Origin of the sequence: Halomonas caseinilytica (assembly GCF_001662285.1) — a bacterium.
GTDB lineage: Bacteria > Pseudomonadota > Gammaproteobacteria > Pseudomonadales > Halomonadaceae > Halomonas > Halomonas caseinilytica.
The window spans coordinates 233185-247169 of record NZ_BDEO01000006.1; the positions used below are offsets into that span (position 1 = coordinate 233185).

Annotated in this window: 15 protein-coding genes; 6 read left to right on the top strand and 9 right to left on the bottom strand. The window is 63.4% G+C overall.

The genetic code is table 11. The annotated features are described in order from the left end of the window. Positions 1–9 precede the first annotated feature (9 nt). Entirely contained in the window at positions 10–1032 is a 1023-nt protein-coding gene (gene cysP, locus HSDC_RS07335) for a thiosulfate ABC transporter substrate-binding protein CysP (protein WP_064699285.1), read from the bottom strand. A 175-nt stretch (positions 1033–1207) separates the two neighbouring features. Continuing rightward, entirely contained in the window at positions 1208–2938 is a 1731-nt protein-coding gene (gene ggt / locus HSDC_RS07340; RefSeq protein WP_064699286.1) for a gamma-glutamyltransferase, read from the bottom strand. A 142-nt stretch (positions 2939–3080) separates the two neighbouring features. On the opposite strand from ggt, the gene rpe reads away from it, so the two are divergent. The 3 genes from rpe to HSDC_RS07355 are packed head-to-tail and all read left to right on the top strand — an operon-like array spanning position 3081 to position 4960. Beyond that, positions 3081–3779: a ribulose-phosphate 3-epimerase gene (gene rpe / locus HSDC_RS07345; protein WP_064699287.1), complete on the top strand. Its 699-nt coding sequence runs from the start codon at positions 3081–3083 to the stop codon at positions 3777–3779. Between the two features lie 2 nt (positions 3780–3781). Continuing rightward, complete coding sequence (locus HSDC_RS07350; RefSeq protein ID WP_064699288.1) at positions 3782–4057, top strand: GIY-YIG nuclease family protein; 276 nt, start codon at positions 3782–3784, stop codon at positions 4055–4057. Between the two features lie 57 nt (positions 4058–4114). Beyond that, positions 4115–4960: a mechanosensitive ion channel family protein gene (locus tag HSDC_RS07355; protein WP_082919976.1), complete on the top strand. Its 846-nt coding sequence runs from the start codon at positions 4115–4117 to the stop codon at positions 4958–4960. Between the two features lie 89 nt (positions 4961–5049). On the opposite strand, the gene HSDC_RS07360 is transcribed toward HSDC_RS07355, so the two are convergent. Further along, a complete protein-coding gene (locus HSDC_RS07360) occupies positions 5050–6348 on the bottom strand; it encodes an NAD(P)/FAD-dependent oxidoreductase (RefSeq protein WP_064699289.1) in 1299 nt (432 codons plus the stop codon). 101 nt (positions 6349–6449) lie between these two features. Between HSDC_RS07360 and HSDC_RS07365 the strand changes: the two genes are divergently transcribed. The 3 genes from HSDC_RS07365 (at position 6450) to HSDC_RS07375 (ending at position 10558) form a co-directional block, all read left to right on the top strand. Next, positions 6450–7115 carry a phosphoglycolate phosphatase gene (locus HSDC_RS07365; protein ID WP_064699290.1) on the top strand — a complete coding sequence of 222 codons (666 nt, stop codon included), beginning with the start codon at positions 6450–6452 and terminating at the stop codon, positions 7113–7115. A 268-nt stretch (positions 7116–7383) separates the two neighbouring features. Then, a complete protein-coding gene (gene trpE / locus HSDC_RS07370; RefSeq protein ID WP_064699366.1) occupies positions 7384–8871 on the top strand; it encodes an anthranilate synthase component I in 1488 nt (495 codons plus the stop codon). 472 nt (positions 8872–9343) lie between these two features. After that, positions 9344–10558: a tyrosine-type recombinase/integrase gene (locus HSDC_RS07375; protein ID WP_064699291.1), complete on the top strand. Its 1215-nt coding sequence runs from the start codon at positions 9344–9346 to the stop codon at positions 10556–10558. Here HSDC_RS07375 and HSDC_RS07380 read toward each other — a convergent pair. From HSDC_RS07380 to HSDC_RS16965, 6 genes are read right to left on the bottom strand one after another with little or no spacing between them, the layout of a single operon-like run. Continuing rightward, complete coding sequence (locus HSDC_RS07380) at positions 10509–10712, bottom strand: helix-turn-helix transcriptional regulator (RefSeq protein ID WP_064699292.1); 204 nt, start codon at positions 10710–10712, stop codon at positions 10509–10511. The genes HSDC_RS07375 and HSDC_RS07380 overlap by 50 nt on opposite strands. 1 nt (position 10713) lies before the next feature. Then, complete coding sequence (locus tag HSDC_RS07385) at positions 10714–11220, bottom strand: hypothetical protein (RefSeq protein WP_064699293.1); 507 nt, start codon at positions 11218–11220, stop codon at positions 10714–10716. Then, positions 11217–12851, bottom strand: coding sequence for a DNA cytosine methyltransferase (locus tag HSDC_RS07390; protein WP_064699294.1), 1635 nt, complete (start codon positions 12849–12851; stop codon positions 11217–11219). The genes HSDC_RS07385 and HSDC_RS07390 overlap by 4 nt, the downstream gene beginning before the upstream one ends. Next, on the bottom strand, positions 12848–13135 hold the full coding sequence (locus HSDC_RS07395) for a hypothetical protein (protein WP_064699295.1): 288 nt from the start codon (positions 13133–13135) through the stop codon (positions 12848–12850). Before HSDC_RS07395 ends, HSDC_RS07390 begins: the two co-directional genes overlap by 4 nt. Then, complete coding sequence (locus tag HSDC_RS07400) at positions 13132–13788, bottom strand: ASCH domain-containing protein (RefSeq protein ID WP_064699296.1); 657 nt, start codon at positions 13786–13788, stop codon at positions 13132–13134. Before HSDC_RS07400 ends, HSDC_RS07395 begins: the two co-directional genes overlap by 4 nt. Then, on the bottom strand, positions 13785–13967 hold the full coding sequence (locus HSDC_RS16965) for a DNA translocase FtsK (RefSeq protein WP_244534454.1): 183 nt from the start codon (positions 13965–13967) through the stop codon (positions 13785–13787). The genes HSDC_RS07400 and HSDC_RS16965 overlap by 4 nt, the downstream gene beginning before the upstream one ends. Between the last annotated feature and the right edge of the window lie 18 nt (positions 13968–13985).

Consider the following 13985-nt stretch of genomic DNA (forward strand, 5'->3'; position numbering starts at 1 on the left):
TGGCGTCACTCAGCGGCGTTGGAGCTGATCGAGGGTGCCGCCACTCTTGAAGTGGGTCTCCATGGCTTGGTCCCAGCCACCGAAGACATCCTGAACCTCGAGCAGCTCGGTCTCGGGGAATTGATCGGCAAACTCCTCGACCACGGTTTCGTCGTGCACGCGGTAGTTGAAGCCGGCCAGAATGCGCTGAGCCTCTTCGCTGTAGAGGTAATCCAGATACGCCTGGGCCAGCTCGGTGTTGCCGTTCTCCTCGGCATTCTCGCCGACCACGGCGACCGGGAACTCGGCCAGGATGCTGACCGGCGGCACGATGACCTCGTATTCATCGCTGCCGTATTCCTGACGAATATTGTTGACCTCGGATTCGAAGCTGATCAGCACATCGCCGATGCCACGCTCGATGAAGCTGGTGGTGGCACCGCGACCGCCGGTATCGAAGACCTTGACGTTGCCGAGGAAGGTGCGCATGAAGTCCTTGATCTTCTCCTCGTCGCCGTCAAAGGCGCGATCCGCGTAGCCCCAGGCCGCCAGGTAGGTGTAGCGGCCGTTGCCCGACGTCTTGGGGTTGGGGAAGACCAGTTCCACATCCTCGTCGGCCAGGTCGGCCCAGCTCTCGATGCCCAGGGGATTGCCCTTGCGCACCAGGAAGGCGGTGGTGGAGTAGTAGGGCGAGGCATTGTTGGGCAGTTGCTGCTGCCAGTCCTCGGCCACCAGGCCGGCGTCGGCGAGTACCTGAACATCGGTGACCTGGTTGTAGGTCACCACGTCGGCGCCGAGTCCTTGCAGGATGGCGCGGGCCTGGGCTGACGAGCCACCGTGAGACTGCTTGATGGTCAAGGTGTCGTCATGGTCCGCTTCCCAGTGTGCCTTGAAGGCCGGGTTGATCTCGGCGAACAGTTCCCGAGCGATGTCGTAGGAGGAGTTGAGCAGCTCCCGCTCAGCGGCCATGGCCGGCGTGGCGAGGCCGATGCCCAGGCCAGCAGCGACGATGGAGGCGGTGAAGGTGCGACGTACAAAGGGCAGCGGCGACATGACGACTCCTTGGATCCACGATGGATTTACTTAGACCGCTAAGGTAGTAATCGCCAAATGGAATTACAAGTGGTTTATCTATTCTTTTTTTGTCTATAACTATCGAAGAGGGGAACGTCGGCTGCAAAAGAGGGAAGAGGGAGGATGCCCCCGGATGAACCGGGGGCATGGGGCATCAAAGCCCGATGGCCGAGGAGGTCGAGCGGCGGGGGTCGGCGCCACCGAAGAAATGATCGTCCTCGATCACGATCGACTGGGCGGCCCCCATGGCGGCCTGCTGGCTGATGGTGTGTCCCTTGGCTTCGAGCAGCTCGAGGGTGTCCGGGCTGATGCCGGCCTCGATGCGGATCTCGTCGGGTAGCCACTGGTGATGGATGCGCGGGGCGCTGACCGCCGACTGGATGTTCATGTCGTGGTCAATGACATTCATCAACACCTGCAGCGTCGTGGTGATGATGCGCGAGCCGCCCGGACTGCCGGTGACCAGGAAGTTCTTGCCATCACGCTTGACGATGGTCGGCGTCATCGACGAGAGCATGCGCTTGCCGGGCTCGATCTTGTTGGCCTCACCACCGATCAGGCCATAGGCATTGGGCACGCCGGGCTTGGCGGAGAAGTCGTCCATCTCGTTGTTGAGCAGGAAGCCGGCGCCTTCCACGGCGATGCCCGAGCCGTAGCTGAAGTTGATGGTGTAGGTGTTGGAGACCGCCAGGCCATTGTCGTCGGCAATGGAGAAGTGGGTGGTCTCGTTGGACTCGTAGGGCAGAGGCTTGCCGGGCGCGATGTCGCTGCTCGGCGTGGCGTTGTCCATGTCGATCTGCTCGCGCAGTTCGTCGGCATAGGCCTTGGAGGTGATGCCGTCGAGCGGAACGTCGACGAAGTCGGTGTCGCCCAGGTATTCCGAGCGGTCGGCGTAGGCGCGTTTCATGGCTTCGGCCATCACGTGGATGGTATCGGCGGAATTGAAGCCCATCTCTGAGATCGGGTAGTCCTCGAGGATATTGAGCATCTGCACGATGTGCGCACCACCCGAGGAGGGCGGGCTCATGGCGTAGATGTCGTGGCCTCGATAGGTGCCGTGGCTGGGTTCGCGGATCTCCGGCTGGTAGCCGGCCAGATCCTCGAGGGTGATCAGGCCATCGTGGCGCTCCATTTCGGCGGCGATCAGCTCGGCGGTCTTGCCTTCGTAGAATTCGCGGGCGCCCTGTTCGGCGATGCGCTTGAGCGTCGCGGCCAGATCCGGCTGGCGGAAGGTGTCGCCGACCTCGTAGGCGCTGCCGTCCTCCTTGAAGAACATCTTGCGCGTCGAATCCCACTTTTCCAGGCGTTCGCGCGTGTCGTTGACACCGGCAACGAAGCGGGGCGGCACCTCGAAGCCCTCTTCGGCGAGCTGGATCGCCGGTGCCAGGGCGTCGGCCAGGCTCATGGTGCCGTACTTCTCGAGCGCCAGGGCCAGGCCGGCCACGGTGCCGGGCACCCCGGCGGCACGATGGGTGAAACGCGACCACTCCGAGACGGCATTGCCGTCCTCGTCTTGGAACATGGTCTCGGTGGCGGCGGCAGGCGCGGTCTCGCGATAGTCGATGGCGATGACTTCGTCGCTGTTCTCGTCGGAGATCAGCATGAAGCCGCCGCCGCCGATATTGCCGGAGCGAGGTTGGGTAACGGCCAGGGCGAAGCCGGCAGTGACCGCGGCATCCACGGCGTTGCCGCCGTCGGCCAGGACATCCCGGGCAACCTGCGAGGCCAGGAAGTGGCTGGTCGCCACCATGCCGTTGGCACCCTCTTCGGGGTGGAATCGCTCACCTTCGAGGATCGCCGGCTGCGCAAGGGCCAGGGGAGCGGTCAGCATGGAGCCGACCAGCAGGCCTGCGTTGAGCGGGGTGAGTAACCAGCGTGGGATCATGACGTCTCCTTGTCGCATTGTTATGCATGGCGGCCATTAACTATCGGTGGCGTGTGGCTATCCTGCAAGTCACGAGTTGTGCCGTTGATCCTGCTAGAATGGCTCGCCATCGTGACCACTCGATCTTTTGCCAGAGAATCTCATGACTGCAACGACGCCCGATTACCTGATCGCCCCCTCGATCCTTTCCGCCGACTTCGCCCGGCTTGGCGAAGAAGTCGACGATGTGCTCGCTTCGGGGGCGGATATCGTGCACTTCGACGTGATGGACAATCATTACGTGCCCAATCTGACCATCGGGCCGATGGTCTGCGAGGCGCTGCGGCGCCACGGCGTGACCGCGCCGATCGACGCGCATCTCATGGTCAAGCCGGTGGATCGCCTGATCGGCGATTTCATCGATGCCGGAGCCAGTTACGTCACTTTCCATCCGGAGGCCTCCGAGCATATCGATCGTTCGCTGCAGTTGATCCGTGACGGTGGCTGCAAGACCGGCCTGGTCTTCAATCCGGCCACGCCCCTGACGTTTCTGGACCATGTGATGGACAAGGTCGACATGATCCTGTTGATGAGCGTCAATCCCGGCTTCGGTGGCCAGTCGTTTCTACCCGGCACGCTCGACAAGCTGCGCGAGGCGCGTCGCCGTATCGATGCGTCGGGACGCGACATCCGCCTGGAGATCGATGGGGGGGTCAAGGTCGAGAACATCGCCGAGATCGCCCGGGCCGGTGCCGATACCTTCGTCGCCGGATCGGCGGTCTTCAAGGCGCGCAATCCTGATGATCCGCACCGCTACGATAGCGTGATCGAGCGGTTTCGCCGGGCGCTCGCCGAGGCCTGAGCATGGAGAAGGAAGCGGCGTGCCAGTGGCACCTCTATGTGATCGAGATGGCCAATGGTGCGCTCTATACCGGCATCACGACGGATGTCGAGAGGCGCCTGGCCGAGCACAGGGCGGGGCGTGGCGCCAAGGCATTGCGCGGTAAGGGGCCCTTGCAACTAGTATATCAGCAGGCTGTGGGGGATCGCGGCGAGGCGCTGCGGCTCGAAGCCGGCGTCAAGCGGTTGTCGGCACAGGGCAAGCGGCGCTGGATGGCAGAACGACGCGTGAAGGCCTGAGGGAAGCGTCGGCCGCAGGAACCATTCTTTCATTGAGGCAGAGGCAAAGGAGGCGATATGGACTTGGAGAAGGTAGTGGAGTTCCTGCAGGTGCAGGGAACGAGCTTCGTGATCAACCTGGTGGCGGCCATCGTGATCTTCGTGATCGGTCGCTGGATCGCCAAACTGTTGCATCGGTTGGTGATCAAGGCCATGAAGCGGGCCAAGACCGATCCTCTGATCATCACGTTCACGGGCAATATCCTGTATATATTGCTGATGTTTGCCGTGGTGCTGGCGGCGATCGGCCAGCTTGGCATTCAGACCACCTCGCTGATCGCGGTGATCGGTGCTGCCGGCCTGGCGGTGGGGTTGGCGTTGCAGGGCTCGTTGGCGAACTTCGCTGCCGGGGTCATGGTGGTCCTGTTCCGGCCCTATCGCGTGGGGGACTACATCGAAGGGGGTGGCGTTTCCGGCACGGTCGAGGAAGTGCAGATCTTCAATACCGAGCTCAGCACGCCTGACAATCGTCGGGTGATCGTGCCCAACGGCCAGATGCTGTCGGATGCCATCACCAACTACTCGACGCACCCCACGCGGCGCGTGGATCTGGTCGTCGGGGTCGGCTATGGCGACGACATCGACACCGTGCGCCGTGTGCTCGAGGGCGTGGTGGCCGACGATTCACGGGTCCTGGAGGACCCGGCACCAAATATCCGCATCGGCTCGCTGGGCGATTCCAGCGTCAACTGGATCGTGCGTCCCTGGGTCAAGGCCGTCGACTACTGGGATGTCTACTGGGAGATGACCGAGGAGATCAAGCGCCGCTTCGATCGCGAAGGCATCAACATTCCCTTTCCCCAGCGCGACGTGCATGTCTATCACCATGGAGAGGAGAAGGGCGGTGCCGATGTGAGCGGCTGACAGCTCCGGACCCTGCATGACGAGGGCCGTCGGGTTACCCCCGGCGGCCCTCGTTGCGTGATGTGGGGCATGAGCCCGGGTATCACGACTCAGTGAAGCTTCATGCGCGGCTTCAGGAAGCGGTTGAGGCCATCCACCACGACCATCAGGCCGGTCTTCAGGGTGCCGTGTATGGCGCGCTGGTGCATGCGATACAGCGAGGCATAGAAGAACTTCGCCAGGTGGCCTTCGATGAACAGGCTGCGTGCCGAGGCGCCACGCATCAGACTGCCGACGGCATCGAAGTGGGCCAGCGAGATCAGCGAGCCCCGGTCACGGAACACGAAGGGCTTGAGTGGCTTGCCGTCGAGTCGAGCGCGCAGGTTCTTGTAGAGCAGACTGGCCTGCTGATGGGCGGCCTGGGCGCGCGGAGGCACCTGTGAGCCGTCGTCCTGGGGGCAGCTGGCGCAATCGCCGAAGGCGAAGATGTGCGGGTCGTCGATGCTCTGCAGTGTCGGCTCGACCTTGATGCGATGGTTGCGCTCGGTGGTGAGGCCGAGTTCGGAGAGAAAGGCGGGCGCCTTGATGCCGGCGGCCCATACGCTCAAGTCCGTCTCGATGCGCTGGTCGTCGGCGGTGATGATGGCCGAGGGCTCGACGCGGGTAACGCGGGTCGACACATGGACCCGAACCCCCAGGCGCTCGAGTTCGGTGTGCACCGCCTGGCTGATGCGGTCGGGCAGTGCGGGCAGGATACCCGGCGCGGCCTCGATCAGATGGACTTCGAGGTGCTCGCTCTCCAGCGGGGTGAAGCCATAGCTGTGGAGCATCTGGGAGGCGTCGTAGAGTTCGGCGGCAAGCTCCACGCCGGTGGCGCCGGCACCGACGATGCCGACGACCATGCGGGTCTGGGTGTCCTGCTGCGGGGCGTTGTAGCGCAAGAAGACGTTGAGCATGTCCTTGCGGAAGGCTTCGGCCTGGTGCGGGCTGTCGAGGAAGTGACAGTGCTCGCCGACGCCTGGCGTGCCGAAGTCGTTGCTGACACTGCCCACCGACATGACCAGCTCATCGTAGGACAGCGTGCGCGATGGCAGTACCTCCAGGCCGTCATCATCGAGGATCGGTGCCAGGGTGAGGGTGCGCGCTTCACGGTCCAGCCCCTCTAGGGTGCCGCGCTGAAAGCGGTAGCCATTGGCGCGGGCATGGCCCTGATAGGATATCTCGTCCAATCCCGAGTCCAGCACGCCGGTGGCCACTTCATGCAGCAGGGGCTTCCAGATGTGCGTGGCATTGCGGTCCACCAGCACGATCTCGGCCCGGCCGCGACGTCCTAGACGCCGTCCCAGGCGGGTCACCAGCTCCAGACCGCCGGCACCACCGCCGACGACGACGATTCTTGGTATGCTCATCTCGATAAGCTCCTGAGAAGATGGGAGTACCAGCATAAGCGCCTGAGCGGGTCCTGCCCATGCCCCGTTAGGGATATGAACGCGTCAAAGGAGACACTGTTATGCATTCGCTGCTCGATGGCATTCGCCTGGTAGCCTTCGACCTCGATGGTACTCTGGTGGATTCCGTGCCCGACCTGGCGGCGGCGGTGGATGCAGCCCTGTGCGACCTGGGCATGCCTGCACGGGGCGAATCTCGAGTCCGGGACTGGGTCGGCAATGGCTCGATGGTGCTGATCGAGCGTGCCTTGCGCGATGCCCTGGGAAGGGATGCCGATCCCGAGCGTTGCCGGCAGGCCCATGAGCGCTTCCTGGTGCACTACGCACAGCGACCCTGCAACGCCACCCGGCTTTATCCCGGCGTGCGCGAGGCGCTGGAGACATTGCGTGGGGCGGGCATGATCCTGGTACTGGTGACCAACAAGCCCGAGGCCTTCATTGCGCCGATTCTCGAGCACTTCGAACTGGCCGGGCATTTTTCCCTCTGCCTGGGCGGCAACAGCCTGGTGCGACGCAAGCCCGATCCCTTGCCGTTGACCCATGCCGCCGAGCATTTCTCGATATCGCCAGCGAATTGCCTGATGGTCGGCGATTCACGGCACGATATGGCGGCAGGCCGCGCGGCGGGCTTTCGTACCCTGGCGGTGCCTTATGGTTACAATCATGGTGAGCCGGTGGCCGCCAGCGGCCCGGATGGCGTGGTTGAATCGCTTCGGGAACTCGTCTAGGGTGATCTTGGCCCGGCCTGACGCCGTCGGGCCGCCCATGACGATTCATTATGATGCCCGGGAATCTTCGCATTACCCGCCTGTATGGACGCTCGCATGACGCTGGATGCCTTTGCCTGCCGTAATCTTGCCGAACCTTTCGAGTCCCGCGCCTTGAAGGCAGGCTGGCGATGGTGACGCTCGCCTACTGAGACAGCCATGCTGTCTCTCGATTCGTCACGTTTTCTCCACCGCGAGTCCTTCACCACCGCGAGGCACAGGGCAGATGATGACCCCCGAACGTTTCCAGGAACTGGCCGACGCCGGCTATAACCGCATTCCCGTCACCCGCGAGGTCCTGGCCGATCTCGATACACCGCTCTCCACCTATCTCAAGCTCGCCGATGCGCCCTGGACCTTCCTGCTGGAATCCGTCCAGGGCGGAGAGAAGTGGGGACGTTACTCGATCATCGGTCTTCCGTGTCGCGAGCGTATCGAGGTGCGCGGCTTTCGTGTCGAGCACATCGTCGATGGCCAGGGGAGCGGTGCCGTTGAGGTCGAGGACCCGCTGGCCTGGATCGAGGACTTCCAGGCACGCTTCAAGGTGCCGCGGCTGGACGATACGCCGCGCTTCGACGGCGGCCTGGTGGGGTATTTCGGCTACGACACCATTCGTTACATCGAGCCACGGCTGCGTGGCGTGGAGAAGCCCGACCCGCTCGGCGTGCCGGATATCCTGCTGATGGTCTGCGACGACCTGGTGGTCTTCGATAACCTCGCCGGCCGCCTGACGCTCTGGACCCATGCCGATCCAGGCGAGCCGCAGGCGCATGCTCGAGCGCTCGAACGGCTCCAGGCGCTGGAGGAGAAGCTGCGTGGCGTGGTGCTGGAGGGACGCAGTCCGGGAAGCGGTCGTCATGACGTCTCGGAGGATGACTTCCACGCCAGCTTCAGCGAGGCGGGCTACAAGGCGGCGGTGGAGCGCATCAAGGAATACGTGAAGGCCGGCGATGTGATGCAGTGTGTGCCATCTCAACGGATGTCCATTCCCTATCAGGCGCCGCCACTGGATCTCTATCGTGCCCTGCGCAGCCTCAATCCATCGCCTTACATGTTCTTCCTCAACCTCGACGATCATCATGTGGTCGGGTCGTCGCCGGAGATCCTGACGCGACTCGAGGAAGGCGAGGTCACGGTACGGCCCATCGCCGGGACCCGGCCGCGTGGCGCCACCGAGGAGCAGGATCGGGCCTTGGAAGCCGACCTGCTCGATGATCCCAAGGAGATCGCCGAACACGTCATGCTGATCGATCTTGGTCGCAACGACGTGGGACGCATCAGCGAACCGGGGTCGGTGACGGTCACCGACAACATGGCCGTCGAGCGCTATTCGCATGTCATGCACATCGTCTCCCAGGTCACCGGCCGTCTCCGGCCGGACATGACGGCCATGGACGTCCTGCGGGCCACCTTCCCGGCGGGAACCCTGTCCGGGGCCTCCAAGGTGCGTGCCATGGAAATCATCGACGAGCTGGAGCCGGTCAAGCGCGGTATCTATTCCGGTGCGGTGGGGTATCTCTCCTGGCATGGCAACATGGATACCGCCATCGCCATTCGCACCGCCGTGATCAAGGACGGTGAACTGCACGTCCAGGCGGGTGGCGGCATCGTCGCCGACTCCGATCCCGATGATGAGTGGCAGGAAACCATCAACAAGCGCCGTGCATTGTTCCGCGCCGTGGCCATGGCCGAGCGCGGCCTGGACAATCTCTCGTGAACGCCCGGCCACGCGTCTTGACAGGGTCGGTCGCGCCGCACACTATAGCGAGCATGATGATTTCCACGACGACCTCCGCAAAGCAGTGGCGCCTCTACGATTGAAGGGGCGGCTTTCGCGTGTCTGACGTGTCCGAACAACAATGCCGCCCGCGAGGCGGCATTTTTGTATCCGTCGGCTCGCGGTAGAGATGATTCGGGCATTGTGGGTAGGAAAGCGAGCAAGAATCCAGTGATCGAGCCGGTTGGCTCATGAGAATCAGGAGCTTATGCCCGACATGATCGTGATGATCGATAACTACCACGCAAGTGTATGGTCCTATACTTGAATAAATATCCAGTATGCAAAGCCCCGCTATATGCGGGGTTTTCTGTATAGTGGTGTACCTGGTTCCATGCGAATTGCTGACCGACCTGGGTAACAACCTGGGTAACGGCTAGCATGAAGGCAAAAGCAGGGAGGCGTTACCCAGGTGGCCATCTCAGATACCAAGGCACGCAAGGCCCAGCCAGGCGAGAAGCCGTACCGAGTACCCGACTCCGAGGGGCTCTATCTCGACGTACGCCCCAGCGGAAAGAAGTTCTGGCGAGTTCGATATTTCATCCACGGCAAGGAGCGGATCTTCACAGTGGGGCAGTATCCGGTCGTGAGGCTGGCGCAGGCCCGGGAAGAGCGCGACTGGGTGAAGGTCACGGCTGCTCGAGGCGTCGATCCAGTGGAGGCCTACAAAGCCCAGCAGGCTGCCGAGCGCTCAGCAGCGGAGGACAGCTTCGCGACCATCGCCATGGAATGGTATTCCCGCCAGGAGGCGCATTGGACGGAGTACTATGCGAGCCAGGTAAAGAAGGGGCTCGAGCGAGAAATGATCCCAGCCTTCGGGCACAAGCACATCAGCCAGGTCACCGCGGCGGATGTCTTGAAGGTGATGCGTGCCGCCGAGGAGCGAGGTGCCCCGACAGTGGCCAACCTGGTCCGCCAGTGGTGTGGTGCGATTTACCAATACGCCGCCAGCACATTACGCGCGGAGCATGACCCATCCGCACCGTTGCGCCGGGCGGTGTCTAAGCCCCCGGTTCGCCATGCCCGAGCTCTGACGCCTGAGCAGTTGCGGGAGCTGGTGGTGAGCATCCCCGAGAAAGGCGGGTACCGTCTGACTCAGATCGCCATGGAGGTGCTGATGCGCACCATGCTGCGGACAGGGGAGATGCGCCAAGGTCGATGGGAGGAGATCCACTGGATGCGAGCTGAGTGGCATATTCCAGCGGACAAGATGAAGCGCCGTCGACCTCACGTCGTGCCGCTGCCTCAGCAAGTCGTAGTGCTCCTCCAGGAGCTTCATGAATATACCGGTAATGGTGAGATGATGTTCCCGGGGCTGCGAGATCCTCGCCAGCCTATGGCCAAAACAACGATCAACGGCCGGCTGAGGCATATGGGATGGGCGGGCCTATTCACCGGCCATGGTTTCCGCGCCACGGCCTCTACGTTGCTCAATCAGCATGGCTGGCGCGGTGATGTCATCGAGCGTCAACTGGCGCACACCCCCGGGGACAAGGTGCGCGCCTCGTATAACCATGCCGACTATCTCGATGAGCGACGGAAGATGCTCCAGTGGTGGAGTGACTACATTGATGCCCTCACACTGAAGCGAGATGCACCTCCTGTGCCTGACCGAATGTCTGGGTGATCCATTCATCAACCTCTTCCTCGAGCCACCTGACGCCGCCGGTGGGCATCTTCCTGCCGGCGGGGAATCGCCCCTCTCGGATGAGTTTGTAGACCTTGCTCTCGCTATAGCCTACCCGCTCGGCCACGTCCTTCATTGCCAGTAGTTTCGCCATCTCAGTCTCCTGTATGTCTCCGTCCGCCGTGGCCACGCCACCCGGACTCTCGCCATTCCTGCTCGCGCTGCACCCAATCCTCGGGTGCATCGCGCTTTGCTTTGATGATCTCCTGCACCTCGGGTATGGCGATCAGCTCGCGTAGCCGGCCGAGTTCCTGGTGCTGGCGCTGGATCACGCCGATGGCCACCTCGGCCAGCTCCCACTGAGTGGTCGGCGTCTCGCCGTCTTTCCGTACTTTCCCCAGCCCGTAGCAGCCGCCACAGGGCTGGCGCTTGTTGCCCTTGATACTGTCCCGCCCGGTACCCAGGCACACCGTGCAATCGTCGGCGGCGATCGGTCGCCAGTGCTGACGCCAGTCGTCCAGCGTGGTGGCACTCGTCACGTCCTTGTCGAGGTCGCGGTAGGCCACCAACTTCTGTCCTTCCAGGGCACCGCCTCCGTCGAACTGATTGAACTCGGCATACCGGCCACCGTGCTGGCGGTGGGTGTGCGTGGTTCTGGTCATGACGCCTCTCTTGCTTGAAGGGTCACTGGTTGATCCACCCGGTTCACCTGGGCGATGGCGGTCATTGGCAACGGGCTGACGCTATTGCCGCACATGCGGGTCTGAGAAGTGAGCGTGAACTTCCGACCGTCGTGGCCTCGATCGATGATGTAGCTGTCGGGGAATCCCTGGGCACGGTAGAGCTCGCGCGGTTTGAGCATGCGCAGGGCAATGTCGACGATCACGTAGGGCGTGCCTTGGATCGTCACCGTCACCAGGGCCAGGCGGTCCTTTGCAGTGATCGTGGTCATCGGGTCGCGAAGATCCGCCCACTGGCCGCCGGTGCTGTGGTAGCGCATCAGGAAAGCGGCGACGCGCAGGGCGCCGGTTTCCTGGTCGGGCGTGAGTGATGACGCGAGGTTCGCCGTGACCAGCTGCTGCTGGGTACCGCGCCCTGTGATGGTGGAGAGCGGCTCGCGGGCGTCGCGGCCGGCGCCATCGTAGAAGCCGCCGTTCATCTGGGCCATGAATGCCGTGACTAGAGCATGTTTGCCGCCGCCGGCGACCACCGTGCCGAGAGGCTGGCGGATGTCCAGTGCGCGGGGCGACTGACCTGGTCGCTCGCCGTAGCCGGTTTGCACCAGGGTGGCACTGGCCAGGGCGAAAGATCCTCCCTTGGGCCAGGCGGTGACAGTGCGCAGCGGCTCGTCGATCGGGTGGACGGCTTCGCTCCCGCCACCGTAGTTGGCGATGGGCACGATGAACGGGTCACCTCTGTCGAGCACGAATTTCTGGATGCCCTTGGCGATGCGCTTGAGGGTGTTGTCCGCCAGAGGCCGGGGACGGTCGAAGATGCTGCGCGAGGGGATCGACCAGTCGATGCACTCGGCGGCTGCCCTCCAACGTTTCTGGCCCCGCTTCGGGTGCTTGTGATGGGTAGGCTCGGGCCAGACGATCGGGTGGCCGTCACAGCGGGCGATCAAGAACAGCCGTTCGCGGGTAGTGGGCGCGCCATAGTCGCAGGCACGCAGGGTGCGCCACTGTACGGCATAGCCGAGGCGGCGTAGGCCGTCGACGAAATGGCGCCAGTTGTGACCGCGTCGGCGGCGATCCGGTATCAGGAACTGCTGCTCGAGCGGCACGCGCTCGCCCTGGGCGGCGACGCTACCGTCGATCTTCACAACGCGCCCCGTCTTCTTGCAGCGCTTGGCGACCAGTGGTGACCACTGGAGGATCTGCTCGACGTTTTCCAGGGTGATGACTCGGGGTCGAACCTTACCGGCCCATTTGTGCACGACCCATGAGAGCGAGCGGATCGCTTGTTTGCGGGGTTGCCCGCCGCTTGCCTGGGTGAAGTGGGTGCAATCCGGGCTGGCGTGGAAGTGGCCGACCGGCCGCCCTCGGCAGGCGGCTACCGGGTCGACCTCATAGACGTCTGACAGGTAGTGCTCGGCGCCCGGGTGGTTAGCTTGGTGCATGCTGATCGCGTCGGCGTCGTGGTTGATGGCAACGTGCACCGGGCGATCGAGGCCCATCTCCAGGCCGGTCGAGGCACCGCCGCCGCCGGCGAACAGATCGACGTTGATCTCTCCCTCGAAATCCAAGGCGAACTGGGTGCGCCAGGCAAGTTCTGCAGAAGGATTGGTAGTCACGCAGCAGCCCTCCCTGATTGCTGGCGCAGGCCCCGGGCGAACTCGCCGAGGCGGTGGGTGGACAGTATGCCGACACGCGAGCGCAGGAAGATGCGTCGTGCTGCTGCCCGCTCGGCATCAATGTCGATGGGTGTGCCTTTGGGGGCGATCAGCGTCATGGAACGCACGCCCAGGGACTCATAGCGGTGCCAGATGACATGGGCGGCCACGCCGGTCTGGCGAGCCAGGTCATAGACGGTGATCATTTTCCCGGTGCGCGGGTCGAGGATCGGGTCGGCGGTCATGACGGCACCTCCGAATCGACGCGCTGGAACTCGACGACCCATACCCATGGGTTGGTGTCCCATGATTCAGGGCCATTGATGCGATTCCACAACGCCCGAAAGCGGTCACGATCGGTGTGCTGGTCGTCGACATTGGGGAAGCTGACGACGCCGGCGCCCTCGGCCTGTGCGTCAACCTCGGTGATGTCCTGCAGGCGCTCGACGCGCACGGCGGTGACCTCGAGGCGCAGGCGGCAGGCCCAGCGAGGCATGTGGATGGAGGGTTTCCAAGGGCGGCCGTAGCTGCCTGGCACTGTCTTCTCACCAGGATGATCTGCCCGGTATGCGACTTCGCCCGGCAGGTTATCTACGCGCCGGCTGCGAAACGCCTCCCGCACCCACAGCTGGTCGCCGGGCTGGCCGTAGGGGCAGCGCAGCCTATGGAATGGAAACGTGGTGACATACTGCTGCTTCACCGCATCCGACTTTGCGCGCTGCTCGAACTCCCCCTCGCCAACATGAACGATGGACGCCACCGCCGGGTGTACGCTCTTATCGCCCATGTGTGAGTAGAGGCCATGCGGATCTTTCACCACCCTGCGCGTCTGCGTCTTCCGGCCGTCGAGGATGGCGCGGACCATCTCGTCGTTGAACAGGATCGGGCGCTCTTTCATGACGGCACCTCCTGCAGCACTTTCCGAGAGCCGCGGTTGTCCATTGAGGAGACGACGTCTGCGCGCTCCAGCGCCTCAATGAGCCGAGCCGCACGGTTGTAGCCAAGCTTGAATTGCCGCTGGACAGCCGAAACCGCCGCCGTACCGCTCTCGATCACGAAGCCCCTGACCTCGGGCATGAGCGGGTCTTCTACCTC

Bases quoted from the DNA above. Each gene is read 5' to 3' on its own strand.
- HSDC_RS07385 (WP_064699293.1), bottom strand. From the start codon at position 11,220: ATGACCAGAACCACGCACACCCACCGCCAGCACGGTGGCCGGTATGCC.
- HSDC_RS07395 (WP_064699295.1), bottom strand. From the start codon at position 13,135: ATGACCGCCGACCCGATCCTCGACCCGCGCACCGGGAAAATGATCACC.
- HSDC_RS07360 (WP_064699289.1), bottom strand. From the start codon at position 6,348: ATGAGCATACCAAGAATCGTCGTCGTCGGCGGTGGTGCCGGCGGTCTG.
- HSDC_RS07355 (WP_082919976.1), top strand. From the start codon at position 4,115: ATGGACTTGGAGAAGGTAGTGGAGTTCCTGCAGGTGCAGGGAACGAGC.
- trpE (WP_064699366.1), top strand. From the start codon at position 7,384: ATGACCCCCGAACGTTTCCAGGAACTGGCCGACGCCGGCTATAACCGC.
- rpe (WP_064699287.1), top strand. From the start codon at position 3,081: ATGACTGCAACGACGCCCGATTACCTGATCGCCCCCTCGATCCTTTCC.
- HSDC_RS07380 (WP_064699292.1), bottom strand. From the start codon at position 10,712: ATGGCGAAACTACTGGCAATGAAGGACGTGGCCGAGCGGGTAGGCTAT.
- ggt (WP_064699286.1), bottom strand. From the start codon at position 2,938: ATGATCCCACGCTGGTTACTCACCCCGCTCAACGCAGGCCTGCTGGTC.
- HSDC_RS16965 (WP_244534454.1), bottom strand. From the start codon at position 13,967: ATGCCCGAGGTCAGGGGCTTCGTGATCGAGAGCGGTACGGCGGCGGTT.
- HSDC_RS07365 (WP_064699290.1), top strand. From the start codon at position 6,450: ATGCATTCGCTGCTCGATGGCATTCGCCTGGTAGCCTTCGACCTCGAT.
- cysP (WP_064699285.1), bottom strand. From the start codon at position 1,032: ATGTCGCCGCTGCCCTTTGTACGTCGCACCTTCACCGCCTCCATCGTC.
- HSDC_RS07400 (WP_064699296.1), bottom strand. From the start codon at position 13,788: ATGAAAGAGCGCCCGATCCTGTTCAACGACGAGATGGTCCGCGCCATC.
- HSDC_RS07350 (WP_064699288.1), top strand. From the start codon at position 3,782: ATGGAGAAGGAAGCGGCGTGCCAGTGGCACCTCTATGTGATCGAGATG.